General features: G+C 65.2%; 25 protein-coding genes. 18 read left to right on the top strand and 7 right to left on the bottom strand.

Features of this window, described 5'->3' with window-relative positions; all coding sequences use genetic code 11:
• Both ilvN and RMP09_RS05535 read right to left on the bottom strand, forming a co-directional pair.
• On the bottom strand, nt 1-268 hold a 268-nt coding region (ilvN, locus tag RMP09_RS05530), incomplete at its 3' end, for an acetolactate synthase small subunit (protein ID WP_310565003.1).
• Nucleotides 269-400: 132 nt separating this feature from the next.
• Nucleotides 401-2,182: an acetolactate synthase 3 catalytic subunit gene (locus RMP09_RS05535; RefSeq protein WP_310565004.1), complete on the bottom strand. Its 1,782-nt coding sequence runs from the start codon at nt 2,180-2,182 to the stop codon at nt 401-403.
• 331 nt (nt 2,183-2,513) lie between these two features.
• Here RMP09_RS05535 and RMP09_RS05540 point away from each other — a divergent pair, with 331 nt between their 5' ends.
• From RMP09_RS05540 to RMP09_RS05550, 3 genes are read left to right on the top strand one after another with little or no spacing between them, the layout of a single operon-like run.
• A complete protein-coding gene (locus RMP09_RS05540) occupies nt 2,514-2,996 on the top strand; it encodes an RDD family protein (RefSeq protein WP_409559687.1) in 483 nt (160 codons plus the stop codon).
• Complete coding sequence (locus RMP09_RS05545) at nt 2,993-3,382, top strand: diacylglycerol kinase (protein ID WP_310565006.1); 390 nt, start codon at nt 2,993-2,995, stop codon at nt 3,380-3,382. The genes RMP09_RS05540 and RMP09_RS05545 overlap by 4 nt, the downstream gene beginning before the upstream one ends.
• Before the next feature lie 22 nt (nt 3,383-3,404).
• Nucleotides 3,405-3,992 carry a TIGR00730 family Rossman fold protein gene (locus tag RMP09_RS05550; RefSeq protein ID WP_310565007.1) on the top strand — a complete coding sequence of 196 codons (588 nt, stop codon included), beginning with the start codon at nt 3,405-3,407 and terminating at the stop codon, nt 3,990-3,992.
• A gap of 37 nt (nt 3,993-4,029) precedes the next feature.
• Here RMP09_RS05550 and RMP09_RS05555 read toward each other — a convergent pair whose 3' ends face one another.
• Both RMP09_RS05555 and RMP09_RS05560 read right to left on the bottom strand, forming a co-directional pair.
• The gene (locus tag RMP09_RS05555) at nt 4,030-4,368 is read right to left on the bottom strand and encodes a P-II family nitrogen regulator (RefSeq protein WP_310565008.1); all 339 of its coding nucleotides are present in this window, start codon (nt 4,366-4,368) and stop codon (nt 4,030-4,032) included.
• 92 nt (nt 4,369-4,460) lie between these two features.
• On the bottom strand, nt 4,461-6,149 hold the full coding sequence (locus RMP09_RS05560) for an NAD+ synthase (protein WP_310565009.1): 1,689 nt from the start codon (nt 6,147-6,149) through the stop codon (nt 4,461-4,463).
• A 25-nt stretch (nt 6,150-6,174) separates the two neighbouring features.
• On the opposite strand from RMP09_RS05560, the gene RMP09_RS05565 reads away from it, so the two are divergent.
• From RMP09_RS05565 to RMP09_RS05590, 6 genes are all read left to right on the top strand, one after another.
• Complete coding sequence (locus tag RMP09_RS05565) at nt 6,175-7,449, top strand: GNAT family N-acetyltransferase (RefSeq protein ID WP_310565010.1); 1,275 nt, start codon at nt 6,175-6,177, stop codon at nt 7,447-7,449.
• A 94-nt stretch (nt 7,450-7,543) separates the two neighbouring features.
• On the top strand, nt 7,544-7,861 hold the full coding sequence (locus RMP09_RS05570; protein WP_310565011.1) for a hypothetical protein: 318 nt from the start codon (nt 7,544-7,546) through the stop codon (nt 7,859-7,861).
• The gene (locus tag RMP09_RS05575; protein ID WP_310565012.1) at nt 7,852-8,292 is read left to right on the top strand and encodes a polymer-forming cytoskeletal protein; all 441 of its coding nucleotides are present in this window, start codon (nt 7,852-7,854) and stop codon (nt 8,290-8,292) included. The genes RMP09_RS05570 and RMP09_RS05575 overlap by 10 nt, the downstream gene beginning before the upstream one ends.
• 24 nt (nt 8,293-8,316) lie before the next feature.
• On the top strand, nt 8,317-8,892 hold the full coding sequence (locus RMP09_RS05580; protein ID WP_310565013.1) for a polymer-forming cytoskeletal protein: 576 nt from the start codon (nt 8,317-8,319) through the stop codon (nt 8,890-8,892).
• Between the two features lie 51 nt (nt 8,893-8,943).
• Entirely contained in the window at nt 8,944-9,453 is a 510-nt protein-coding gene (locus RMP09_RS05585) for a hypothetical protein (RefSeq protein WP_310565014.1), read from the top strand.
• A 2-nt stretch (nt 9,454-9,455) separates the two neighbouring features.
• Nucleotides 9,456-9,857: a polymer-forming cytoskeletal protein gene (locus tag RMP09_RS05590; protein WP_310565015.1), complete on the top strand. Its 402-nt coding sequence runs from the start codon at nt 9,456-9,458 to the stop codon at nt 9,855-9,857.
• A gap of 76 nt (nt 9,858-9,933) precedes the next feature.
• Here the strand turns inward: RMP09_RS05590 and ppa are convergent, their stop codons facing one another.
• The gene (gene ppa / locus RMP09_RS05595) at nt 9,934-10,470 is read right to left on the bottom strand and encodes an inorganic diphosphatase (RefSeq protein WP_310565016.1); all 537 of its coding nucleotides are present in this window, start codon (nt 10,468-10,470) and stop codon (nt 9,934-9,936) included.
• A 312-nt stretch (nt 10,471-10,782) separates the two neighbouring features.
• Here ppa and RMP09_RS05600 point away from each other — a divergent pair, with 312 nt between their 5' ends.
• Nucleotides 10,783-12,846, top strand: coding sequence for a sodium-translocating pyrophosphatase (locus tag RMP09_RS05600; protein WP_310565017.1), 2,064 nt, complete (start codon nt 10,783-10,785; stop codon nt 12,844-12,846).
• A gap of 57 nt (nt 12,847-12,903) precedes the next feature.
• Here the strand turns inward: RMP09_RS05600 and RMP09_RS05605 are convergent, their stop codons facing one another.
• On the bottom strand, nt 12,904-13,527 hold the full coding sequence (locus RMP09_RS05605) for a TetR/AcrR family transcriptional regulator (protein WP_310565018.1): 624 nt from the start codon (nt 13,525-13,527) through the stop codon (nt 12,904-12,906).
• A gap of 138 nt (nt 13,528-13,665) precedes the next feature.
• On the opposite strand from RMP09_RS05605, the gene RMP09_RS05610 reads away from it, so the two are divergent.
• From RMP09_RS05610 to RMP09_RS05630, 5 genes are all read left to right on the top strand, one after another.
• Nucleotides 13,666-14,484 (top strand): metal-dependent hydrolase, encoded by an 819-nt coding sequence (locus RMP09_RS05610; protein ID WP_310565019.1) that lies wholly within the window; start codon nt 13,666-13,668, stop codon nt 14,482-14,484.
• Between the two features lie 81 nt (nt 14,485-14,565).
• Complete coding sequence (moaA, locus tag RMP09_RS05615) at nt 14,566-15,681, top strand: GTP 3',8-cyclase MoaA (RefSeq protein WP_310565020.1); 1,116 nt, start codon at nt 14,566-14,568, stop codon at nt 15,679-15,681.
• Between the two features lie 161 nt (nt 15,682-15,842).
• On the top strand, nt 15,843-16,478 hold the full coding sequence (gene mobA / locus RMP09_RS05620) for a molybdenum cofactor guanylyltransferase MobA (RefSeq protein ID WP_310565021.1): 636 nt from the start codon (nt 15,843-15,845) through the stop codon (nt 16,476-16,478).
• A gap of 25 nt (nt 16,479-16,503) precedes the next feature.
• Nucleotides 16,504-17,784: a gephyrin-like molybdotransferase Glp gene (gene glp / locus RMP09_RS05625; RefSeq protein WP_310565022.1), complete on the top strand. Its 1,281-nt coding sequence runs from the start codon at nt 16,504-16,506 to the stop codon at nt 17,782-17,784.
• Nucleotides 17,785-18,015: 231 nt separating this feature from the next.
• On the top strand, nt 18,016-18,498 hold the full coding sequence (locus RMP09_RS05630; RefSeq protein WP_310565023.1) for a GreA/GreB family elongation factor: 483 nt from the start codon (nt 18,016-18,018) through the stop codon (nt 18,496-18,498).
• A 317-nt stretch (nt 18,499-18,815) separates the two neighbouring features.
• Here the strand turns inward: RMP09_RS05630 and RMP09_RS05635 are convergent, their stop codons facing one another.
• Nucleotides 18,816-19,868: an AraC family transcriptional regulator ligand-binding domain-containing protein gene (locus RMP09_RS05635; RefSeq protein WP_310565024.1), complete on the bottom strand. Its 1,053-nt coding sequence runs from the start codon at nt 19,866-19,868 to the stop codon at nt 18,816-18,818.
• A 389-nt stretch (nt 19,869-20,257) separates the two neighbouring features.
• On the opposite strand from RMP09_RS05635, the gene RMP09_RS05640 reads away from it, so the two are divergent.
• The 3 genes from RMP09_RS05640 (at nt 20,258) to RMP09_RS05650 (ending at nt 24,365) form a co-directional block, all read left to right on the top strand.
• Nucleotides 20,258-21,226, top strand: coding sequence for a bile acid:sodium symporter family protein (locus RMP09_RS05640; protein ID WP_310565025.1), 969 nt, complete (start codon nt 20,258-20,260; stop codon nt 21,224-21,226).
• Nucleotides 21,227-21,237: 11 nt separating this feature from the next.
• Complete coding sequence (locus tag RMP09_RS05645) at nt 21,238-22,872, top strand: AMP-binding protein (RefSeq protein WP_310565026.1); 1,635 nt, start codon at nt 21,238-21,240, stop codon at nt 22,870-22,872.
• Nucleotides 22,873-23,057: 185 nt separating this feature from the next.
• Nucleotides 23,058-24,365, top strand: a complete 1,308-nt coding sequence (locus RMP09_RS05650; protein ID WP_409559688.1) for a serine hydrolase domain-containing protein — start codon at nt 23,058-23,060, stop codon at nt 24,363-24,365.
• The last annotated feature ends 136 nt before the right edge of the window (nt 24,366-24,501 follow it).

Below are 24,501 nucleotides of genomic sequence, written 5' to 3' on the forward strand. Positions count from 1 at the left end.
TCACCAGCATGAGCTCACGCTCGGTGTAGGCGCCCTCGGTCAGGTCCACCACCTTCACGACTTCGATCAGGCGGTTCAGGTGCTTGGTGATCTGCTCGATGACGTCATCCGACCCCGTGGTCTGGATAGTCATGCGCGAGAGCGACGGGTCTTCCGTCGGCGCCACGGTGAGCGATTCGATGTTGTAACCACGGGCAGAAAACAGGCCCACAACGCGCGAAAGTGCGCCGGCTTCGTTTTCGAGCAGGACTGCGATGATGTGTTTCATGATGAGGATTCCTCTTTTCTGAGCCCTCCCCTGCGCACGGTAATGCGCAGGCTCGGCTGCAGATAGATTCGTCGAAGGGATGCACCAGAGCGTTGCGCACTGTCTCGCGCGCGGCGCCCGGTGCGGGGTGACTCAGAGCTCTTCGGAGCCCAGCAGCATTTCGGTGATGCCCTTGCCGGCCTCCACCATCGGCCAGACGTTCTCGGTCGGATCGGTGCGCACATCGATGAAGACGCAGCGATCCTTGATGGCCCGTGCTTCGCGCAGCGCGGCCTCGACGTCTTGTGGACGCTCGACCAGGATACCGACGTGACCATAGGCCTCGGCCAGCTTCACGAAGTTCGGCAGCGCATCCATGTAGCTGTGGCTGTACCGGCCCTGATAAATCAGTTCCTGCCACTGGCGCACCATGCCCAAGTAGCGGTTGTTCAGCGCCAGAATTTTCACTGGCGTGCCGTACTGCTGGCAGGTGGACAGCTCCTGGATGTTCATCTGGATCGAGCCTTCACCGGTGATGCACCAGCAATCGGCATCGGGCTTGGCCAGCTTGATGCCCATGGCGTAGGGCAAGCCCACGCCCATGGTGCCCAGGCCGCCCGAATTAATCCAGCGGCGCGGCTCGTTGAACTTGTAGAACTGCGCGGCGAACATCTGGTGCTGGCCCACGTCGGACGTGATGTAGCAATCGTCGTCCTTGGTCAGGTTCCAGAGCTGCTCCACCACCGCCTGCGGCTTGATGACCTGGGTGTTGGAACGGTCGAAGCGCAGGCAGTCTCGCGAGCGCCAGCCTTCGATCGTGTCCCACCAGGACGACAACGCCTTTTCGTCGGGCTTGGTCTGGCTTTCCTTGATCATGTTGATCAGCTCCGTCAGCACATCCTTGACGTCGCCGACGATGGGCACGTCGACCTTGACGCGCTTGGCGATGCTCGACGGATCGATGTCGATATGGATGATCTTGCGTTCGACGGACGCGAAGTGCTTGGGGTTGCCGATCACACGGTCATCAAATCGCGCACCCACGGCCAGCAGCACGTCGCAGTTCTGCATGGTGTGGTTGGCCTCGACCGTGCCGTGCATGCCCAACATGCCCAGGAACTTGCGGTCGGTCGCCGGGTAAGCGCCCAGGCCCATCAGCGTGTGGGTCACGGGGTAGCCCAGCAGGTCCACCAGCGTGCGCAGCTCGGGCACGGCGTTGCCCAACAACACGCCACCACCGGTGTAGATGTAGGGACGCTTGGCCGCCAGCAGCAGCTGCAGGGCCTTGCGAATCTGGCCACCGTGACCCTTGCGCACCGGGTTGTAAGAGCGCATTTCGACCGTCTCGGGATACCCCGTCCAGGCGGTCTTGTTGAACGAAATGTCCTTGGGAATGTCCACCACCACAGGGCCCGGACGGCCAGTGCGGGCGATGTGGAAAGCCTTTTTCATCACCATGGCCATGTCGCGCACATCCTTCACCAGGAAGTTGTGTTTGACGACGGGTCGTGTGATGCCGACGGTGTCGCACTCCTGGAAGGCATCCGAGCCGATGGCGGCCGAAGGCACCTGGCCGGTGATGATGACCATCGGAATGCTGTCGGTGTAGGCGGTGGCGATGCCGGTGATGGCATTGGTCACGCCAGGGCCCGAGGTGACGAGGGCCACACCGACGTCACCAGTGGCACGTGCGTAGCCGTCGGCCGCGTGCACCGCCGCCTGCTCGTGGCGCACCAGCACGTGCTGCATGGTGTCCTGCTTGTACAGGGCATCGTAGATGTAGAGCACCGCACCGCCCGGGTAGCCCCAGATGTACTTGACACCTTCGGATTGCAGGGCGCGCACCATGATCTCGGCGCCATTGAGCTGCTCGGGAGCGGGGGATTGCGTGGCAGCAGCGGCTGCAGAAGCCATTTCGGCCTTGGTGATTTCCATGATGAACCTTTCGAGAATTTCTCTGACGAAATACCTTGGGTGCTCCTTCACCCACCCTTGTGGGGCGGCGTTGGAACTTGAGGCCAAAGGACATGAGCGGACACATACCCCGCCGGACCTAGACCCGTTTGCTTTTTTGAATTGCAGCCCAATATTATTGCACTGCCGCATGGGTTTGGTGCAGACGCGGTGGTGGAAAACCGGCCGACTTCGCCGCGATGCGACAATTCCGGGCCTTTGCAGACGCCCAGACATGACCGCCACACAGCACACTACAGCCGCACAAGCGTCTGCTCCCGCCCCACTCACCGCCCCGCCCATCGCCCGCCGCATGGCCTGCTGGCTCTACGAGGGCATGCTGATGTTCGGCGTGGTGTTCATCTCGGGCTACCTGTTTTCCACCCTCACCCAGACGCGCCACGCGCTGGACAACCGGCACATGCAGCAGGCCTTCCTGTTCGTGGTGTTCGGCATCTACTTCACCTGGTTCTGGGCCAAGGGCCAGACACTGGCCATGAAGACCTGGCACATCCGCGTGGTGGACCGCCATGGCGCGGCCCTGACCCAGCCGCGTGCCCTGCTGCGCTACACGCTCTCGTGGCTGTGGTTTCTGCCGCCGCTGGCGGTGGGGGGGCTGTACGGCCTGCCGGGTGGTGAACTCGCGGTGATTGTGATCGGCTGGGTGGCCATCTGGGCCACCTTGTCGCGTTTCCATCCGCAACACCAGTTCCTGCACGACGTCCTGGCTGGCACGCGTCTGGTGCACCACAAACCCGCCGAGCCCACCAAGCGCAGAAAGTTCTGGCACCCATGAGCTCACGCGAACCCGTCAACGCCCAGAAGCAACGCACCGGGCTGTCCCGCATGGCGCACGCCTTTGGCTATTCCGTGGCCGGGCTGCGCGCCGGCTGGGGTGAAACCGCTTTCCGGCAGGAGGCCATCGCCGCGATGGTGATGCTGCCGCTGGCGTTCTGGCTCGGCCAGAGCTGGGTGGAAGTCGCCTTGCTGGCCGGCTCGGTGGTCATGGTCATGGTGGTGGAACTGCTCAACACCGGCGTGGAGAGCGCGATCGATCGCATCGGCCCCGAATGGCACGATCTGTCCAAGCGGGCCAAAGACATGGGCAGCGCGGCGGTGCTGCTGAGCTTGCTGGTGTGCGCCGGCATCTGGGGTGCCGCCCTGTGGGCTCGCCTGAGCTGAAACCAACACACGCCCGTTCGACATGACCTCCCCCGCCTTCTCTGTTTGCGTCTACTGCGGCTCACGCCCGGGCGCCGAGCCGCACCACACCGATGCCGCCGAACGTGTCGGCCGGTGGATCGGTGAGCACGGCGGTCAACTCGTATACGGCGGCGGCTGCAATGGCCTGATGGGCACCGTCGCACAGGCCACGCTGGCTGCGGGTGGCCGGGTGGTCGGCGTGATTCCCCAGGCGTTGGTCGAAAAGGAATGGGCCAACCACAACTGCACCGAACTGCACGTGGTGGACACGATGCACGAGCGCAAACGGCTGATGGCCGAGCACGCCGACGCGTTTCTCGCGCTGCCGGGCGGCATCGGTACGTTTGAAGAGTTTTTTGAGGTCTGGACCTGGCGCCAGCTGGGCTACCACGACAAGCCCATCGGCCTGCTCAACCTCGGGGGCTACTACGACGGGCTGCTGCAATTCCTGCGCGGCGCGGTGCAGCAGCAGTTCATGGGCGAGTGGCAGATGGACCTGGTGCGCGTGGACAGCAACGCCACGCGCCTGCTGCCCGACCTGGTGCAGGCCGCGGGGCTGTCACCCGCGGCGCGGCTGGACGCGATCTGAGTCTGAGCGAACCTGCGAAGCGCGCCTGAGCAGTGCGTCAGACCGCGGTTTCGTCCTGCTCGCCGGTGCGGATGCGCACCACGCGCTCGACCGGCGTCACGAAGATCTTGCCATCACCGATCTTGCCGGTGCGTGCGGCGCGGATGATGGCGTCGACGCAGCGGTCCACGTCGTCGGTCTTGACCACCACCTCCACCTTAACCTTGGGCAGGAAGTCCACCACGTACTCGGCGCCGCGGTAGAGCTCGGTGTGGCCCTTCTGGCGCCCGAAGCCCTTGACCTCGGTCACCGTCAGACCGGTCACGCCCTGCTCGGCCAGGGCCTCGCGCACTTCTTCGAGCTTGAACGGTTTGATGACGGCGGTGATCTGCTTCATGGGGGTCTCCAATGCGGGGGATGGCGTGAGCCGTCGATTATGCCCAAGGGTCTCGCGCCAGACCGTCTGCCCGCCGCATGACCCCGCGCCTTTCAGGCACGGTATTGGCTCGTGATGGGATAGCGCCAGTCCTTGCCGAAGCTGCGGTGCGTCACGCGGATGCCCACCGGCGCCTGACGGCGCTTGTATTCGTTGATGCGGATCAGCCGCACCACCTTGTCCACATCGGCTTTGGCAAAACCCTCGGCCACGATCTGCGCCGGGCTGAGGTCGTTCTCCATGTAGCGCTCGATGATGGCGTCCAGCACGGCGTACTCGGGCAGGCTGTCCTGGTCCTTCTGGTCCGGCCGCAATTCGGCGCTGGGCGGGCGCGTGATGATGCGCTCGGGGATCGGGTTCGCGCCGGTGCCATACGGGTCGTGCGCGTTGCGCCAGCGCGCCAGGCGGAACACCATGGTCTTGGCCACATCCTTGATGACCGCAAAACCGCCGGCCATGTCGCCGTACAGCGTGCAGTACCCGGTGGCCATCTCGCTCTTGTTGCCGGTGGTCAGCACGATGGAGCCGAACTTGTTGGACAGCGCCATCAGCAACGTGCCGCGGATGCGCGCCTGCAGGTTCTCTTCGGTGGTGTCTTCGGGGCGCCCCTCGAACAGCGGCGCCAGCGAGCCCTTGAAAGCCTCGAACTCGGGCGCGATAGCGATCTCGTCGTACCGCACCCCCATGCGCGCGGCCATGTCGCGCGCGTCGATCCACGAAATGTCGGCCGTGTAGGGCGAGGGCATCATCACCGCGCGCACCCGGTCCTTGCCCAGCGCGTCCACCGCGATGGCCAGCACCAGGGCCGAATCGATACCGCCCGACAGGCCCAGCAGCGCACCGGGAAAACCGTTCTTGCCCAGGTAGTCACGCACTCCGAGCACCAGCGCGTGCCACAGGTCCGCCTCCTGGCTGTGCGCCCGGTCGGTCTCGGCGGTGATGCGCCAGCCCCCGCCTTCGCGCGCGAACACGGCATCGAACCGCGCCTCTTCGAAACTGATGGCGCGGCCGGCCAGCACACCGTCGGCGTTCAGCACAAAACTGCGGCCCTCGAACACGATCTCGTCCTGCCCGCCCACCAGGTGGGCATAGACCAGGGGCAGCCCGACGGCACGGGCGCGTTCGCGCATGGTGGCCTCGCGCTCACCGCCCTTGCCGGTGTGGAACGGCGAGGCATTGATGACCGCCAACACCTCGGCGCCCGCGGCTTTGGCATCCGCCGCCGGCGTGTCGAACCAGGCGTCTTCGCAGATCAGCAGGCCCAGGCGCACCGGCTGTCCGTCGTCGCCCAGCACGTCGAACACGCAGGGCTGATGGCCCGGAACGAAATAGCGCCGCTCGTCGAACACCTGGTAGTTGGGCAACTCGCGCTTGGCGTAGGTGTGCGTGATGCGGCCTTCGCACAGCACGCTGGCCGCGTTGTGCAGACTGGCCACCGACACGCTGCGCTCGCGCCGCCCCGAGGCGTCCAGCCGGGCCGGATGCCCCACCACGATGTGCAGGTCTTTCAGATCGGCCGTCTCGGCCGCCAGCGCTTTGAGCGCATCATCACAGGCGTCGATGAAGGCCGGTCGCAGGAACAGGTCTTCGGCCGCGTAGCCGCACAGCGCCAGTTCGGGCGTGAGCAACACGCGCACACCGCGGGCCTGCGCCTCGCGTGCGGCCTGGGCGATGCGACGGGCGTTGCCCGCCATGTCGCCCACCACAAAATTGAGCTGGGCCACACTGATTTTGAGCGTCATGGATTCGGAACAACGAGGGAAACAAATGGGGGTCAGCGCAGTGCCGTCCAGCGGCGAAAGCAGCATCGCGCCAGAGCCAAACGATTATGTCATCCGGGTGTTCGACCACCCCGGCAACATCCCTGCGGCCGCGTGGAACGCCCTGCTCGCCCACGAAGCCGATCCCAGCCCTTTCATGCGGCACGAATACCTGTGCGCCTTGCACGACAGCGGCAGCGCCTGCGCCGACACGGGCTGGCAACCCGGCTTCGTGACGCTCTGGCAGGCCGGGGCGCTGCAGGCGGCCTGCCCGTTCTATCGCAAGCAGCACTCTTACGGTGAATACGTGTTCGACTGGTCCTGGGCCAACGCCTACGAACAGCACGGGCTTCGCTACTACCCCAAAGGCCTGGTGGCCGTTCCCTTCACACCCGTGCCCGGCGCGCGACTGCTGGCCGTGGACGGCGCCGCGCGCGCTGCGCTGGTGCAGGCGCTGCTGCAACGGGCGCGGGCTGAAGATCTGTCGTCGCTGCATCTGCTGTTCCTGCAGGAACACGATGTGGCGGCCTGTGCCGACGCCGGCCTGATGCTGCGCCACACCGTGCAGTTCCATTGGCACAACCACGCACCCGGCAATCCCGCTTCGGATGGCGGGCGCGCCGAGACCCCCTTCCACGATTTCGATCATTTCCTGGGCAGTCTGCAGCAGGACAAGCGCAAGAAGATCCGGCAAGAGCGGCGCAAGGTGGCCGAGGCCGGTGTGGTCTTTCGCCACGCGCAGGGAGCGGCCATCACCCCGGACGACTGGGACTTTTTTTACCGCTGTTACGAACGCACCTACCTGGAACACGGGAACGCGCCCTACCTCAGCCGTGACACCTTTGCCCGGTTGGCCCGCACCCTGCCCGAGCACTGGCTGCTGTTCATCGCCGAGCGCAACGGCCAGCCCATCGCCAGCAGCCTGATCGGCCTCGACGCCCCGCACGGCGTGGCCTATGGCCGCTACTGGGGGGCGCTGGAACGGGTGGACTGCCTGCACTTCGAAGCCTGCTACTACCAGCCCATCCAGTGGTGCATTGCGCAGGGGTTCCGGCGCTTCGAGGGCGGCGCCCAGGGCGAACACAAAATGGCCCGGGCCCTGCTGCCCGTGCGCACCACCAGCGCCCACTGGCTCGCGCACCCGGCCTTCGCCGACGCGGTGGAGCGTTTTCTGGCGCGCGAAGGCGCGGGCATGGACGACTACCTGCGCGAACTGGCGCAACGCAACCCGCTCAAAGCACCGGGCGAAACCCCTATGTCATTGCCGCACAATCGGCCATGACCCGTTGCGCGGCGCCTGCCATGGCGTGACATGCGTCATGGACCGCAGCCGCCGGCTGTAATCATTAGTTACACACTCTGTACACTCCGCCCCCATGGATGAGACCGACGCCTTTTTCACCCACACCATCGTGGGAGCCCCGCTCTCGGTGTTGCTGGGCCGGCGTCAGGCACATCCCAACACCCAGGCCTCGGGCCTGAAGGTGGACCTCGGCACCGGAGAGACCCGCCTCAGCCGCCTCTGGCAGGAATGGGTGGTGCTCAGCCATGCCTGCGATCCGGTTGGCCAGCCGCGCCTGCGACCCGGTCGCTTGCGCCGCGCACTGGAACGCCACGCACTGTGGATCGCCCTGGCCGGTGCGCTGGCCCTGGTCGGCACGGCCGTGTTCTGGGGGGTCTGGCTGTGGAGCTGAAAACCCCACAGGACACCCTGACCCTGGACCCGATCGCCATGAACGTGGTCAACCGCGTGGCGGCGGGCACGGTGCTCGACGGCGACCTGATGTTCGATGGCGGCCTGCTGGTGCAGGGAGAAATTTCGGGTCAGGTGCGGGTCAACGGGCGCCTCATCGTCTGGACCGGCGGCGTGGTCCGTGGGCGCATCCGCGTCAATGGTGACCTTTACCTCTTCGGCCAGCTGGGGGCGGTGGGCGGCAACCCGCACGACACCAGCCTGGAATGCCAGGGCATGGCCTATGTGTCCAAAACCGGCGTGTCCACCGGAACGCTCATGGCGCGGCGCCTGCAGCTCTACGAAGGCGCCGACTTGCAGGGCCCGTTCAAGACGCTCAAACTGGGGGACAACCTGCCGGTGCTGCACGACGTGCACGCCGGGCCGACCTGAAGCCCCCAACCGCCGAGCGTCGCCATGAAAGCCCACCGCTACCAGCACCCGGACCGACACCTCGAACAAGACATGGGAACACCCGACATGAACGACCAGGGATCGCCTGAGAACGGCTACAGCAACGATTTCGCCAACCCGAGCACGCTCGAAGTGGACGTGGGCCGTTCCATGCCGCCCAGCCAGGCCGCCACGCTGCCCACATTGCACACCGAAGTGCAGGCGCTGACCACCGCCAGCGGGCACGACAGCGGCGCCAGCCGCAGCATGGTGGCCGAGGGCATGCACTTTGTGGGCAACGCCTGGCTGCGCAGCCCCTGCAGCGTGGCCGGGCTGGTGGAGGGCAACCTCACCCAGGCCGACGGCGTGGAGGTGTCGGTGGTGGTGACCGAGACCGGGCACGTCAAAGGCGACATCACCGCTCAGAAGATTTCCGTGATGGGCCGTACCGAAGGCATCCTCGATTCCGGACAGGGCGAAGTGGCCCTGCACGACACCGCCAGCGTGCACGGTCTGGTGCGCTATGGGCGCATCCAGGTCAACGGAGCCGACCTCAACGCCACGCTCGAACGCGTGGCCCCCCAGAAGACCGGGGCCTGACGTCTGTCCATGCTGTGGCGCCGATCCGCATCGCACCTGACGATTCCACCCGTGGCGCCCGTTCCGGACGCCGAGTCCTTGCGCCGCGCCGCGCTGCAGGCGAGCTGGGCGCGTGGCCGCTGGGTGGCCCGGCGCCGCGTGGCCCTGCGCTGGGCGCTGTGGGCATCGGCGCGCTACCTCATGCCGGCGCTGGCGGTGTTCGGGATGGCGGCCTGGCTGTGGCTGGGTGTGCTGCCCGGCGTGCGCAACCCGTGGCCGCAGTTGCAGCAGTGGGCGGGATGGTCACCAGCCCCGGCGGTCGTCCCTTCGGCGCCCGTTGCACCCGTTACCCCCGCATTGCCTGCGCCGGCGGTCACCACGCCCAGCGAACCGCCTGCCGCCGTCGAATTCAGTCCGGAAGGCGAGGAGCTGCCCCGGCCCCTGGCGCTGAAGTTCGAAGCCCGCTGGGCTTCGGCGGCCCGGACGTCGCCACCCAGCGCAACGCCCACCTCCGCCGCGGCTGACCCCGAACCCTCCCCCCCTCTGAAACCCGAAAACTGGTTGCATAGCAAGGAACCCTGACCATGAACACACCCGCCTCCACCCGCCTCGTCCCGGCCGAACGCCTTTCGGCCATCACCAGCCTGATCGCCGAAGGGGCCGTGTTCGATGGCAACTTCCACACCACGCGCGATCAGGGCATCAAGGTCGACGGCCAGCTCAAAGGCAACATCACGTTCGAGAACGGCGGCACCCTGCACGTGGGCGCCACGGGCGTGATCGAGAACACCCGCCTGGAGGCCGACTACGTGTTCATCGAGGGCAAGGTGATCGGTACCGTGATCGCGCGCAAGGCGCTGGAGATCACCGGCTCGGCCACCCTGATCGGTGACGCCAGCTACGACGAACTGATCGACATGCACCCGCGTGCCCGCGTGCGCGGCAAGATCGAATACCGCGGCGACATCGACGCCGCACAGTCCTGATCGCCACCTCTGGCGTCCAGCAAAAAGGGCCTACCGGGTTGCCCCGGCAGGCCCTTTTTTCAAGGTCGGCTGAAGATCAGCTGTTGGCCTTGTTGTAGGCGGCGATGCCGTCCAGGATTTCCTTGTGGGCGGAGTCCTTGCCTTCCCAGCCCTGCACCTTGACCCACTTGCCCGGCTCCAGGTCCTTGTAGTGCTCGAAGAAATGCTCGATGGCCTTCAGGCGCATCGGGTTCAGATCGTCCGGCTTTTGCCAGCGGCTGTAGAGCGACAGGATCTTGTCGGTCGGCACGGCCAGCACCTTGCCGTCTTCGCCGGCTTCGTCGGTCATCTTCAGGATGCCGATGGCACGGCAGGGCACCACCACGCCGGGGATCAGCGGCACGGGCGTGATCACCAGCACATCCACCGGGTCGCCGTCGCCCGACAAGGTCTTGGGCACATAGCCGTAGTTGGTCGGGTAGTGCATGGCGGTGCTCATGAAGCGGTCCACGAAGATCGCGCCGGTTTCTTTGTCCACCTCGTACTTGATCGGGTCAGCGTTCATCGGGATTTCGATGATCACGTTGAACGCTTCGGGAACCTTGCTGCCAGGGGTGACGTTGTCGAGGGACATAGCTTCTTCTGAGAGTTGATGGAAAAGGGAGGCGGTCCTCGGGACACCACAGGTGTCACGGACCAGACATGGAACGCTGCGATCGTGAGCGCCAGCGCTGGGGATTAACCCTGATTTTACTGATTCCAGCCTGACTTCCTGACACAGATCAGTTCGCGGCCGAAGCAATTCCCGCTACATTGGGCCCGTTGGCCAATCGCCCTGCCCCACCCACCTTCGGGTGTGCGACGGACGCGAGGAAGCAACGCAGCGGGGGCCTCCCTCACAGCGTTGCCCCCTCCAAGTCAAACGCATTTCGAGCAGGAGTAAACGATGGTTGGACAATCTGCGCTGATCTTTGCGCTGGTGTGCGGGCTGGTGGCCGTGGTCTACGGTTTCTGGTCCCGCAGCTGGATTCTTTCTCAAGACCCGGGCAACGCCCGCATGCAGGAAATCGCCGGCGCGATCCAGGCCGGTGCTGCGGCCTATCTCGCCAAGCAATACACCACGATCGGCATCGTCGGCGTGGTGCTCGCCATTCTCATCGGGGTGTTTCTGGACGGAGCCACCGCCATCGGCTTCGTGCTGGGTGCGGTGCTCTCGGGCGCCTGCGGCTTCATCGGCATGAACATCTCGGTGCGCGCCAACGTGCGCACCGCGCAGGCGGCCACCCGGGGCATCGGCCCGGCGCTGGACGTCGCCTTCCGCGGCGGCGCCATCACCGGCATGCTGGTGGTGGGGCTGGGCCTGCTGGGTGTGGCCGGCTTCTTCTGGTTCCTGGTCGGCAACGGCAACCTCACGCCCGACAAGGACCTGGCCAAGCTGCTCAACCCGCTGATCGGTTTTGCCTTCGGCTCCTCGCTGATTTCCATCTTCGCGCGCCTGGGCGGCGGCATCTTCACCAAGGGCGCTGACGTCGGCGCCGACCTGGTGGGCAAGGTCGAAGCCGGCATTCCCGAAGACGACCCGCGCAACCCGGCGGTGATCGCCGACAACGTGGGCGACAACGTGGGCGACTGCGCCGGCATGGCGGCCGACCTGTTCGAGACCTACGCGGTGACGCTGATCGCCACCATGGTGCTGGGCGCGCTGATGGTGACCGCAGCGCCGATGCAGGCGGTGCTGTACCCGCTGGTGCTGGGTGGCGTGTCCATCATCGCCTCCATCATCGGCTGCTTCTTCGTCAAGGCCAGCCCGGGCATGAAGAACGTGATGCCCGCGCTCTACAAGGGCCTGGCCATCGCCGGTGTGCTGTCGCTGATCGCGTTCTATTTCGTGACCACGGCGATCATGCCGGACAACGCGATCGCGGCCGCCGGCAGCCAGATGAAGCTGTTCGGCGCCTGCGCCGTGGGCCTGGTGTTGACGGCCGCACTGGTCTGGATCACCGAGTTCTACACCGGCACGCAGTACGCGCCGGTGCGCCACATCGCACAGGCATCGACCACCGGCCACGGCACCAACATCATCGCGGGCCTGGGCGTTTCCATGCGTTCGACCGCCTGGCCGGTGCTCTTCGTCTGCGTGGCCATCATGGTGGCCTACTCGCTGGCCGGTCTGTACGGCATTGCGGTGGCTGCCACGTCCATGCTGAGCATGGCCGGCATCGTGGTCGCACTGGACGCCTACGGCCCCATCACCGACAACGCCGGCGGCATTGCCGAGATGGCCGAACTGCCCAGCAGCGTGCGCGACATCACCGACCCGCTGGACGCCGTGGGCAACACCACCAAGGCCGTGACCAAGGGTTATGCCATCGGCTCGGCCGGCCTGGCCTCGCTGGTGCTGTTCGCCGACTACACCCACAAGCTGGAGACCTATGGCCAGCACGTCACCTTCGACCTGAGCGACCCGATGGTCATCATCGGTCTGTTCATCGGCGGCCTGATTCCCTATCTGTTCGGCGCGATGGCCATGGAAGCGGTGGGCCGTGCGGCCGGTGCGGTGGTGGTGGAAGTGCGCCGCCAGTTCAAGGAGATCCCCGGCATCATGGAAGGCACGGCCAAGCCAGAGTACGGCAAGGCCGTGAGCATGCTGACCGGTGCGGCCATCAAGGAAATGATCGTGCCCAGTCTGCTGCCGGTGGTGGTGCCGATTCTGGTGGGCGTGCTCCTGGGCCCCAAGGCGCTGGGCGGCCTGCTCATGGGCACCATCGTGACCGGCCTGTTCGTGGCCATTTCCATGTGCACCGGTGGCGGTGCCTGGGACAACGCCAAGAAGTACATCGAAGACGGCAACCACGGCGGCAAGGGCAGTGAAGCCCACAAGGCGGCCGTGACCGGTGACACCGTGGGCGACCCCTACAAGGACACCGCCGGCCCGGCCGTGAACCCGCTGATCAAGATCATCAACATCGTGGCGCTGCTGATCGTGCCGCTGCTGCCGATGGCGACCTGAACAGCCCCACGCCCAAACAAAGGCCCGCTTCGGCGGGCCTTTTTTCATGGGGATGGGTCAGTGTTCGGGCGGCACATGCGCCAGCGCCCGCACGATCTCGCTGGCCGCCGGGGTCAGGCGGGTCAGCTGTTCGGCCTCGCCGCGCTCGATGGCCATCAGCACCAGTTCGTTGATGCCCCCCACCGCGGCCATGGCCATGGTGGGCGAGAGCGCGGGTGATGTGGTCGCGGCACCGGCGGGGCGGTTGACCGTCTCCAGCAGAAAGTCGGCCAGGTGCTGCATCACCTCGCGGCGCACCGCCGCCCCCTCGTCGCCCAGGTGGTGCACTTCCACGAACAGGGTGCGCAGCAGGCGCGGGCCGGCTGACAGTTGCCCAAAGTAGGCGTTCAGGGCGGCTTCGATCTGGTGGTGCCAGGGTTTTTCGGCCCGAACCGATTCGCTGAGCGTGCGCAGCGCCGAGGCGCTGAGCCCGCGGTACAGCGCCAGGAAGCAGGCTTCCTTGCTGGCGAAGTGTTCGTAGAAGGTGCGCTTGGACACCCCGGCTTCGCGCACGATGTCGGCGATGGTTGTGCCCGCGAAACCGCGGTCGGCCGCGCTGCTGCCCATGGCCTGCAGCAGCCGCGTGCGGTGTTCGGGCACCGGCTCGGCGGTTTCTGAAGAGGGTGGGCTGAGGGTGAACATGGTGCAGAGATGTTAGCCGCCGTACCCTGCCATCGGCTGACAAGCCTGGCCGCTCATGGCAAGCACCGGTTGACACCTGCTCGCGCAGCCGACACCATGCGCACAGGTACCAACAAGTACCAACCCCTTTGCCACACCATGACCGAACTGACCGTCCGCCGCCTGCTGATCGACCTGGAGCAACCCGTGGCCCGCCACTGGTGCAACGACGACGCCTTCCTCACCGCCTGGTTCAACGCCCTGTCCATGAGCTTTCCGGTCGGGGAGCAGTTCTTCATCGACGCGGTGCGCCGCGGCCACCAGGCCCTGCCGGCGGCCGAGCGGGGACGGCTGACACCGGAGATACAAGGTTTCATTGGTCAGGAGGCCACGCACCGCCGCATCCATGCCCTGTTCAACGCGCAGATCCAGCAACACGGGCTGGTCAATGAATGGGAACCGCGTGCGCGCCGGCGGCTGCAATGGATGGAAGGCAGCGACCTGCGCCACGGCCTGGCCATCACGGCGGCCAACGAGCACTTCACTGCGCTGTTTGCCGAATGGATGCTGGCCCACCCGGACCGGCTGGACGGTTGCGAGCCACGCCTGAAGGCCCTGTGGCTGTGGCACAGCGCCGAAGAAGCCGAACACAAGAGCACCGCGTTCGACCTCTACAAGGCGCTGGGCGGCAACCACGCCTGGCGGGTGAAGTGGATGCGGCGCGTGACCCTCATCTTCCTGAGCGACACCCTGCGCCAGACCGCCCACAACCTGCGACGCGACGGCACGCTCTGGCGCTGGAGCACCTGGCGCAGCGGCTGGCACCACCTGCTGGGCCACGACGGCCTGCTGCGCGCCAGCGCCCGCCCCTGGCGGGCCTATTTCAAACCCGACTTTCACCCCAGCCAGCAACACAGCGAGCGGTCGGCACAGTGGCTGGACGACAACCGCGCGCTCTACACCCGTGTGGGCGCCTGAGCACCGATCGGCGCGCAACATCCCCGCCGGGTCACAAGGTCGTGACGCCTCGTGCACCATGGGCTCGCCGATAATCCGCCCATGTCCGAACGCGTCATTCCCCTGATCGATCAACGCCTGCGCTCGCTGACCGCGCAGGTCCCGACCCAGGCCATCCCCGCCACGGGTTTGCTGGGCGACGCCCTGGGCCGGCCGCTGCGCGACCTGCGCATCAGCGTGACCGACCGCTGCAATTTCCGCTGCAGCTACTGCATGCCCAAGGAAATTTTCGACAAGGACTACGCCTACCTGCCCCACAGCGCTCTGCTCTCGTTCGAGGAAATCACCCGTGTGGCGCGCGTCTTCGTGGCACACGGCGTGCAGAAAATCCGCCTGACCGGTGGCGAGCCGCTGCTGCGCAAGAACATCGAAATCCTGATCGAACAGCTGGCCGCGCTGCGCACCACCGAAGGCCGGCCGCTGGACATCACGCTCACCACCAACGGCTCACTGCTCGAACGCAAGGCCGCCAGCCTCAAGGCCGCCGGCCTGCAGCGCGTGACGGTGAGCCTGGACGGACTGGACGACGCCATCTTCCGCACCATGAACGACGTGGACTTCCCGGTGGCCGACGTGCTGCGCGGCATCGAAGCCGCCCAGGCCGCTGGCCTGGGCCCGATCAAGGTCAACATGGTGGTCAAGCGCGGCACCAACGACCACCAGATCCTGCCCATGGCGCGCCATTTCCAGGGCAGCGGCATCGTGCTGCGCTTCATCGAGTACATGGACGTGGGCGCCACCAACGGCTGGCGCATGGACGAGGTGCTGCCCAGCGCAGAGGTGGTGCAACGCGTCCACGCCGAACTGCCGCTGGTGCAGCTGGAGCCATCGGCCCCGGGCGAGACCGCCGAGCGCTGGGGCTATGCCGACGGCTCGGGAGAGATCGGCGTCATCAGCAGCGTGACGCAGGCCTTCTGCGGCGACTGCAACCGCGCCCGCCTCTCCACCGAAGGTCAGCTCTACCTATGCCTGTTCGCCACCCATGGCCACGACCTGCGCCACCTCATCCGCGGCAGCGCGAGCGACGCCGAGCTGGCCAGCGCGATCGGCGCGATCTGGCAGGGCCGCAGCGACCGCTATTCGCAGCTGCGCGCGAGCATGCCGCCCGACCAGTCCACCGGCGGTCGCCGCGTGGAGATGAGCTACATCGGAGGCTAGATGACCCACCCCTGCGCCGCCTGCGGCGTCACCCCCTCAAGGGGGCGATGCGTGCGGCCCGGCAAAGCCGGTTCCGCCGCATCCTGGGTTTCGGTCACCTCGCGCCGAACACATCGATTGCGCCACCTGTTGCCCCATGCATCCCGTTCGCGAGGTCTCGCTTGATCCAATCTTCTGAAATCACCGCTCTGGTCCTGGCCGGAGGCCGAGGCTCGCGCATGGGCGGGGTCGACAAGGGCTTGCAGAAATTCCGCGACACGCCGCTGGCGCTCAACGCCCTGCTGCGCCTGCAACTGCAGGAAGGCGGTCTGATCGGCGACCTGATGGTCAACGCCAACCGCAACCTCGCCGCCTACGAAGCCTTCGGCCACCCGGTCTGGCCCGACAGCCTGCCCGACTACGCCGGGCCGCTGGCGGGTTTCCTGACCGGGCTCGCGCACTGCGAAACGCCCTACCTGCTCACCGTGCCCTGCGACACGCCGCTGTTCCCGCTGGACCTGGCACAACGTCTGGCCGCGGCCTTTGACGACCCGGCGACCGACATCGCCATGGTTTCAGCCCGCGAAGGCGGCGACGACACGGCCAGCGACCTGCGCACGCAGCCCGTGTTCTGCCTGCTGCGCGCCGACCTGCTGCCCAGCCTGACGGCCTTCACCCAGGCCGGCGGCCGCAAGATCGACCGCTGGACCGACCAGCACCGCACCGTGGTCGTGCCCTTCGACCGGCCGGGCGACGACCCGCAAGCCTTCTTCAACGCCAACACCCTCGCGGAACTGCAGTCGCTCGAAGGCGGCTGAGTTCGCGTTTTTTCCCTTTTTCGCCATGTCATCGATCGACCAGATCGCCGCCGCCCTGCAGGGCTACGACCCCAAGGCCCTGCCCGCCGAGCAGGTCAACCAGTTCCTCGCCCGCCTGGTCGAACCGGTGAGCGGCACCGACACCCTGGGGGTGTTCGACGCGCTGGGCCGCGTGCTGGCCGAGGACGTGGTCTCGCCCATCAGCGTGCCGCCGCACGACAACTCGGCCATGGACGGCTTTGCGTTCGACGGTGGCCAGCTGCGCGCCGGCGAGCCGCTGACGCTGCAACTGGCCGAGGGCACCGCCTTTGCCGGCACCGCCTGGGCCGGCACCGCACAGCCCGGCCAGTGCGTGAAGATCATGACCGGCGCCATCATGCCCAGCGGGCTGGACACGGTGGTGCCGCTGGAATTCGTGAACATCACGGCGGACCAGGTCACCATCCCGGCCAACGTGCTGCAACAGGGCGACAACCGCCGCCTGCTGGGCGAAGACCTGATGGCGGGCCAGGCCGCGCTGCGACGGGGCCAGACGCTCGGCCCCGCCGCGCTGGGCCTGATCGCCAGCCTGGGACTGCCCCAGGTGCCGGTGTGCCGGCGCCTGAAGGTGGCCTATTTCTCCACCGGCGACGAAATCCTCAGCCTGGGCGAGACGCCACGCGAAGGCGCGGTGTACGACAGCAACCGCTACACCGTGTTCGGCCTGCTCACGCGCATGGGCGTGGAAGTGATCGACATGGGCGTGGTCAAAGACGAACCCGCCGCGCTGGAAACCGCCTTCCGCACGGCCGCGGCCAAGGCCGACGCCATCATCACCAGCGGTGGCGTCAGCATGGGCGAGGCCGACCACACCAAGGCCATGATGAAGCAGCTCGGCGACGTCGCCTTCTGGCGCATCGCGATGCGACCCGGCCGGCCCATGGCCGTGGGGAAGATCGAACAAGGTGGTCAGTCGGCGGTGCTGTTCGGTCTGCCGGGCAACCCGGTGGCCGTGATGGTCACCTTCCTCGCCTTCGTGCGCCCTGCCCTGCAGCGCATGATGGGCTGCACGGCCTGTGAGCCGGTGCTGCTCAAGGCCCACAGCGCCGAAACCCTGCGCAAGAAACCCGGCCGCACCGAATACCAGCGCGGCACGGTCACGCGCGCGGCCGACGGGGCGCTGCAGGTGCGCACCACCGGCAACCAGGGCTCGGGCGTGCTCAGCTCCATGGTGCAGGCCAACGGCCTGATCGTGCTGCACCACGGCCAAGGCAGCGTGGCGGTGGGCGACGAGGTGGACGTGATGATGTTCGACGGGGCGATCTGAGGTCGACAGCCTCCGAACAGCAGACCGCAGGGGCTCATGCGACCCCGTGGCCACCGGTAGCGATCAAGGGACATCCGACCAGATCGCGCGAATGACGCCTGCTGCCCCGGTCCACCGGCAAACCCCACCCATGGCTGACGTTGACCTGCGGCCAACAGAAGCGTCAAGGGCTGGTGCAGCCCACCAGAATCAAAGCCTGCCCCCGCTTGTTCGAGATACCGACCTTTCATCATGGATAAATTTTTGCTGCAGCAGCAGGTGCTGGAACGGCTTGCCGCAGACCTGCTGCAGGCCGAACAGGCCGTTCGGGTGGCCCATGAAACGGCGACTCACGAAGAAAACATCGCCGAAAACAAATACGACACGTTGGGACTCGAAGCCGCCTACCTGGCCACCGGCCAGGCGCGTCGCGCCGCAGCCATCCGCCAGGCCATGGCAAATTGGCGCCAATTCCGCCCGAGCCCCTACGACGCGGGCAAAGGGATACAGCTCGGCGCGCTGGTCTGCCTGGTCGATGCCGACGACAAGCAGCAACTGCTCTTCCTCGGCCCGGTTGGGGGCAGCATGAAGTTGGTCAGCGGCGATCAACTCGTTCAGGTCATCAGCAACGAATCCCCTTTGGGCAGGGCCATGCTGGGTAAATGCGAAGGTGATGAGGTGTCGATACAGGTCGCGCCAATCCGACAGCAGTTTGAGGTGCTGCGGGTTCATTGAGCCGCGAGGATGCCGCTGTGAGGCCAAACCGTGAATGCACGGGGACACAACATCAAAGGCTGCAACCGTTCAGGTTTGTTCACCGACCCGTTGCGGTCATGGCGCCCCGTCAAACGGCCGCCTGGCTGCCGGCGTTCATCGGCTTGTGCGCAGACGTCGCATGAATGCTTCCGGGGCGTTTCAATCTCCAAGTTGACTTCGCCTGATGAGCCAGGAACAGGTCTTCAAAACCGCCAGCCCATTGAAATTCAACCTACAGTTTTCACTGAAGAAGGATCGGCGAGTTCTACCTGAGTGACAGAGAGATGAAAGGGAACCTACACGTCCGCCGTGCCATTCGAACGCCGGCCTTGCGCCCGGACATTGCGCGGACTCGTGCCTGCCCAACGACGGTAGGCTGCCGAAAATGCACTCTGGTTGGCGTAGCCCAGCATCAGGCCGATCTGTGTCAGTGAAAAGTTGTTTCCGCTGACCCATTCGGTGGCTCTGGTTCGTCGGTATTCGTCCTGAAGGTCGGCAAACGAAGTCCCCTGCTCCAGCAGCCGCCGGTGCAGGGTTCGGGGGTGGATGTGCAAAAACGCCGCCACGCTGTCGCGTGTGCAGCGCCCCGTGGACAGCAATTGTGCGATCAGGCGCCGGGTGACCATCACCACATCTGAGTCGGCTTGCAGGCGCTCCTGCTGGAGATAGGCCTGGACCAGCGGTGCATAGGCGTTGTCACGCACCACCGTGGGAGCCTCGAGCAGCTGTGGGGAAAAACAGATGGCATTGCGCACGCCCCGGTAATGCAGCGGGCAGTCAAAAAACTGTTGTGCCGACTTCGATGAACCCACAGGCGCATGCTGGAACGTCACCTCCCGAATCTTCACCCGATCGGCGCCCGACGTCAGCGCCAGAAACTGGTAAATGCGGCACAGACTCAGCTCCACCATTTGGGGGCCGCACCCGGAGCCGGGCTTGGGGGTATAGGCGATGCTGGCCGATTCACCAGTGATGCTGTCGCCGGGCTCGATATCCAGGCTGTAGCCGTTGGAATGGATCGATATGTTCATCTGGATGGCGTGGCAGGCCTCGCCCACGGTGTCGCTGAGCCGTGCCACCAGCCCCACAGCGCCCATGTAGTCCAGCGTTTTGACATGGCCCATTTGAATACCCAGGTCCGGGCATTTCCACTGCCGCGCGCAGGCCTCCAGAACCCCCACCGCAGCGGTATAGGAAATGAGGGCCTGCGGATCGTTGAGCAGCTCCAGCGTCAGCCCAAAACGCGCCAGCATCGGCGCCAGGGGTTGGTGGATGGACTGCGCAAACGACTCCAGCCCTGTCAGCGTTCTGGGGTGGGTGTAGTAGCCAGGGCTGGCGGTTTTCTTCATCGCAGGCCGTCCACTTCGGTTCATGGGGTTGGCAAATTATGTCCTCAATTCATAAGTACTTGTCCTGCATTCATAAGTCAAAGCAGCCGCCTATCTCTACCATCGGGGAACAAATAGAGCAGGAGACGCGCATGGGGTGCCCAACGGGCCAGTGCCACTCCGCCCCCGTTCGTACCCAACGACAGGAGACAAGCATGCACTTTCCCCGGACCACTCCCATTGGCACAGCCATCGCCAGCTGCCGCATCGGCACCGCGCTGGCACCGAGTACGCCAGTGAACACCGCCCAGTAAGCCGCGCCCTGCCGCGCAGCTGCACCACCAGCGCGGCAGGCTGTCGCGCACCTCACAACACCGGGACTTGCCAGCGCACCGCCCACGTCGCTGCGGATGCCCGCGGCTGCACAACCCACTTTTGAACAGAGAAACCTCATCATGCAAGCTGACATTGTTTCGTCCGTACTGCTGCCAGCCATCCTGGCATTCATCATGTTTTCGCTCGGCCTGGGCCTCACGACCGGCGATTTCCGGCGCATCGTGGCGCAACCGCGTGCATTGCTGGTGGGCGTGTTTTGCCATTTCGTGCTGCTGCCACTGGTGTGCTACCTGATGGTGCGCGCCTTTGGCATCACAGGCGCGTTTGCCGTCGGTTTCATGATCATTGCCTCCTGCCCGACGGGCAGCACCTCCAACATACTGACCTACCTGGCGCGTGGCGACGTGGCACTGGCCGTGAGCTTCACCGCCGTGGCCAGTGTGATGACCATGTTCACCCTGCCGTTCATCGTCGCCTGGTCGCTGGCCGAATTCATGGGCGCCCAGCAGACCGTTGCGGTGCCTGTGACCCTGATGATGGGGCAGATCTTCATGATGCTGGCCGTACCCGTGGCTGCCGGCATGCTGGTGCGCCACAAGTGGCCCGCCGCAACACAGCGCCGCGAGCCGGTGGCGACCCGCATTGCCACCGTGCTTTTCATCATCATTCTGGCGCTGGCCGTCGTCAAAAACTGGGCCTTGCTGCGCGACAACTTCACCACGCTGGCACCGTTTGCCATGGGCCTGAACCTGGTCATGCTGGCCGTGGGCTTCCTGGTGGCCTGGATGGCGCGCCTGTCGCGTCGACAGTCTGTCACATTGGGCATTGAGACCGCCGTTCAGAACGCCACGCTGGCCCTGGTGATTGCCAGCAGCGTGCTCAAGCAGGACGCCATGGCCGTCCCGGGCGCACTGTACGGCGTGCTGATGTACGCAGGCGGCCTGCTGTTTGCCAGCCTGATGCGACGTTTCACACAAGCGGACGCAACCCCAGCCTCCCAGCAGTCCTGTCCGGGTGCTGTCACCGCTGCTTCCGCCAAATAAGGAGACCCACCATGACTTCACGGCACTGGACCCAGAGCTACGGCAGCATGCCCCACGAGATCGACCCGGATCGCTACCCCAGCGTCACCGCCATGATGGACGAGGCCATGGCGCGCTATGCCGACAAGGTGGCCTTCAATTGCTTTGGCCAGACGCTGAGCTACGCGCAGGTGGACCAGCTCTCGGCCGCCTTCTGCGCTTACCTGCAGCACACCGTGGGCATCCAGAAGGGCGACCGCGTGGCGGTGATGTTGCCCAACCTGGCGGCCTTTCCGCTGGCCTTGCTGGGCATCATCCGCGCCGGTGCGGTGCAGGTGAATGTGAACCCGCTGTACACGCCACGCGAACTGGAGCACCAGCTCAACGACGCAGGCTGCAAAGCCATCGTCGTCTTCGGCGGCGCAACGCCCACGCTGGCCGAGGTCATCGCCCACACCCCCATCAAGTCCGTGATCACGGTGGGCCTGGGGGATGGTCTGGGTGCGCAGTTGCCCAGCCCGGCGGTGGATGCGCGCCTGACACAGGCCGTGCCCTTCACCAGCGCCCTGGCCGAAGGCGCCAAACTGGCGCGTGTGCCGGTGCAACTGAGCGGCGCTGACCCCTTGTTCCTGCAGTACACGGGCGGCACCACGGGCCTGTCCAAAGGCGCCACGCTCTCGCACCGCAACCTGGTGGCCAACACCGAGCAGTTCAAGGCCTTCATGGCCGGTGCCATGCGCGCGGGCGAAGAGGTGGTGGTCACGGCCGTGCCGCTTTACCACATCATGGCCCTGATGGTCAATTTCATCACCTACTTCTCCATCGGTGCTGAGAACTGGCTGGTGGCCAATCCGCGCGACATGGACGGCTTTGTGGCCACGCTCAAGGCCGCACGACCGAGCGTGTTCGTGGGCGTGAACACGCTCTACCAGGGCCTGACCCAGCACCCCGGACTCAAGGATGTGGACTGGTCGCGCCTGCGCCTGAGCGGAGGCGGGGGCGCCGCCGTGGTGGGTGTCACGTCCGACCGCTGGAAAGCCATCACCGGCAACTTCATTCGCGAAGGCTACGGCCTGTCGGAAACCAGCCCGGTGTTGTCTTTCAACCCCTTGTTCATCCACGACTTCTCCGGCTCCACCGGCTTGCCGATGCCGTCCACCGACATCAAGCTGCTCGACGAAGCCGGCCGCGAGGTGGCCCTGGGCGAGGCCGGTGAAGTGTGCGCCAAAGGCCCGCAGGTGATGAGCGGCTACTGGAACCAGCCCGAAGCCAACGCCGCCGCCTTCACCCCCGACGGCTACTTCAAGACCGGCGACGTGGGCGTGTTCGACGCGCGCGGCTTTCTCAAGATCGTCGACCGCAAGAAAGACATGATTCTGGTCTCGGGCTTCAACGTCTACCCCAACGACGTGGAAGCCGTGGCCAGCGCTTGCCCGGGCGTGGTCGAATGCGCCTGCATTGGCGTGCCGGATGAGCGAACCGGCGAAGCCGTCAAACTGGTTGTCGTCAAGGCTCCCAACTCGAATTTGACCGTTGAGGATGTCATCGACTACTGTCGAAAGGAGTTGACTGCCTACAAAGTACCCAAGCAGGTGGCATTTGCAGCAGCACTGCCCAAATCCTCCGTTGGCAAGATATTGCGACGGGATTTGCGCACAGCAGTCTGAATCATTCAAAACAGGGATTCCGCCATCAACAGCAAGGTCATTTCCTGAAAGGTCGCGCATGGATGAACGCTAACCACCTCAAGAGAATCAACCCAATTCAATGACTGAGCAGAGTGCAATTAACCTGGCACAACCTTCAAATTCCAGCCTGTCTTTGCCATCCACAACCACCTGTCAAAAACCCAATGAAACAAAAAATCACTTTGGCTGTCGTGACTGCAGTTCTCACCATGAACGTCGCGCATGCCCAGGCACAAAAAGCACCACTGACTGCAACCGAATCCGATCCGGTCAAGATGGGTTGGATGGTTGGTTCACCACCGCCCGCGGACAAACTGGTGCTGTTTTCGAACATGACGCACTACCGTTTTCCTCAGACGCGCTGGTCATTTGCGAATTTTCGCCAATTGGCTCCAACCAGCAACATTTCGCGCGGCGATGGCGTGGTGGCCGTGCTGCCGCGCGCGGAGCGCAGCGATATCGATGCGGTGACTTTCAAACCCATGGGGCGCAGCGAATCGATGACTTGGGCACAATCGCTGGAGGCCAATTACACCGACGCGATCGTGGTCCTGCACAAGGGGCGCATCGTTTACGAGCGCTACTCTGGCGTCATGAAGCCCAGCCAGCCGCACATGGCGATGTCGGTGACCAAGTCATTTTTCGGCACGCTGGGTGCGATGTTGGTTGCAGAGGGCAAGCTCGACGCCGATGCGCTGGTCAGCAAATACATTCCCGAACTGAAGGATTCCGCCTACGGCGATGCCACGGTGCGCCAAGTGCTGGACATGACCATCGGTGTCAAATACTCCGAAAACTACGCTGACCCAGGTGCTGAGGTCTGGCAGCATGCGCGCGCTGGTGGCGTCTTTCCGCGTCCGCCGGGCTATGCTGGCCCCACCACCTTCTACGAATTCCTTCAATCGCTGAAAAAGGAAGGCGAGCACGGTCAAGCCTTTGCATACAAAACCGTCAATTCCGACGTGCTGGGCTGGCTGATCCGCCGTGCCACGGGCCAAAACGTGGGCGAAGTCCTTAGCCAACGCATTTGGCAAAAACTCGGGACAGAGAATGACGCCTACATGCTCATCGACAGCGTGGGCACCGAGTTTGCCGGTGGTGGCTTCAACCCGACGCTGCGCGACATGGCGCGTTTCGGCGAAATGATGCGCCTGGATGGCCATTTCAACGGTCAGCAGATCGTTCCCAAGGCGGTCGTCGACGACATCCGAAACGGCGGTAACAAGTCAGACTTTGTGAAGGCCGGCTACGCCACGTTGCCGGGCTGGAGCTACCGCGACATGTGGTGGGTGTCTCACGACGATCACGGCGCTTATTCGGCCCGTGGCATCCACGGTCAGGCCATCTACATTGACCCGAAGGCCGAAATGGTGATCGCCCGCTTCGCATCATCCCCGCTCGCCGCAAATGCCCATCTGGATCCCACCTCGTTGCCGGCGTACCGCGCCTTGGCCGAGCACTTGATGCGCTAGTTAGGCACCAGGAACATCCGTGCAGTTCTTTCCCCGGGGCGGTTCACCGCTGCAAAGCGGTCCTCGACCCAATAGAACTGCGCGGATCTCGGTGGATCACCAGCCTCACGGCTGACTGCCATCAACGAACAAGGGC

This window comes from Hydrogenophaga sp., from assembly GCF_031426985.1.
Taxonomy (GTDB): Bacteria; Pseudomonadota; Gammaproteobacteria; order Burkholderiales; family Burkholderiaceae_C; genus Hydrogenophaga.

Bases quoted from the DNA above. Each gene is read 5' to 3' on its own strand.
- RMP09_RS05565 (WP_310565010.1), top strand. From the start codon at position 6,175: ATGGGGGTCAGCGCAGTGCCGTCCAGCGGCGAAAGCAGCATCGCGCCA.
- moaA (WP_310565020.1), top strand. From the start codon at position 14,566: ATGTCCGAACGCGTCATTCCCCTGATCGATCAACGCCTGCGCTCGCTG.
- RMP09_RS05650 (WP_409559688.1), top strand. From the start codon at position 23,058: ATGAAACAAAAAATCACTTTGGCTGTCGTGACTGCAGTTCTCACCATG.
- RMP09_RS05635 (WP_310565024.1), bottom strand. From the start codon at position 19,868: ATGAAGAAAACCGCCAGCCCTGGCTACTACACCCACCCCAGAACGCTG.
- RMP09_RS05590 (WP_310565015.1), top strand. From the start codon at position 9,456: ATGAACACACCCGCCTCCACCCGCCTCGTCCCGGCCGAACGCCTTTCG.
- RMP09_RS05605 (WP_310565018.1), bottom strand. From the start codon at position 13,527: ATGTTCACCCTCAGCCCACCCTCTTCAGAAACCGCCGAGCCGGTGCCC.
- RMP09_RS05540 (WP_409559687.1), top strand. From the start codon at position 2,514: ATGGCCTGCTGGCTCTACGAGGGCATGCTGATGTTCGGCGTGGTGTTC.
- RMP09_RS05535 (WP_310565004.1), bottom strand. From the start codon at position 2,182: ATGGAAATCACCAAGGCCGAAATGGCTTCTGCAGCCGCTGCTGCCACG.
- RMP09_RS05630 (WP_310565023.1), top strand. From the start codon at position 18,016: ATGGATAAATTTTTGCTGCAGCAGCAGGTGCTGGAACGGCTTGCCGCA.
- glp (WP_310565022.1), top strand. From the start codon at position 16,504: ATGTCATCGATCGACCAGATCGCCGCCGCCCTGCAGGGCTACGACCCC.
- RMP09_RS05640 (WP_310565025.1), top strand. From the start codon at position 20,258: ATGCCCGCGGCTGCACAACCCACTTTTGAACAGAGAAACCTCATCATG.
- RMP09_RS05545 (WP_310565006.1), top strand. From the start codon at position 2,993: ATGAGCTCACGCGAACCCGTCAACGCCCAGAAGCAACGCACCGGGCTG.
- RMP09_RS05600 (WP_310565017.1), top strand. From the start codon at position 10,783: ATGGTTGGACAATCTGCGCTGATCTTTGCGCTGGTGTGCGGGCTGGTG.
- RMP09_RS05580 (WP_310565013.1), top strand. From the start codon at position 8,317: ATGAAAGCCCACCGCTACCAGCACCCGGACCGACACCTCGAACAAGAC.
- RMP09_RS05610 (WP_310565019.1), top strand. From the start codon at position 13,666: ATGACCGAACTGACCGTCCGCCGCCTGCTGATCGACCTGGAGCAACCC.
- ppa (WP_310565016.1), bottom strand. From the start codon at position 10,470: ATGTCCCTCGACAACGTCACCCCTGGCAGCAAGGTTCCCGAAGCGTTC.
- RMP09_RS05555 (WP_310565008.1), bottom strand. From the start codon at position 4,368: ATGAAGCAGATCACCGCCGTCATCAAACCGTTCAAGCTCGAAGAAGTG.
- RMP09_RS05550 (WP_310565007.1), top strand. From the start codon at position 3,405: ATGACCTCCCCCGCCTTCTCTGTTTGCGTCTACTGCGGCTCACGCCCG.
- RMP09_RS05560 (WP_310565009.1), bottom strand. From the start codon at position 6,149: ATGACGCTCAAAATCAGTGTGGCCCAGCTCAATTTTGTGGTGGGCGAC.
- RMP09_RS05570 (WP_310565011.1), top strand. From the start codon at position 7,544: ATGGATGAGACCGACGCCTTTTTCACCCACACCATCGTGGGAGCCCCG.
- RMP09_RS05645 (WP_310565026.1), top strand. From the start codon at position 21,238: ATGACTTCACGGCACTGGACCCAGAGCTACGGCAGCATGCCCCACGAG.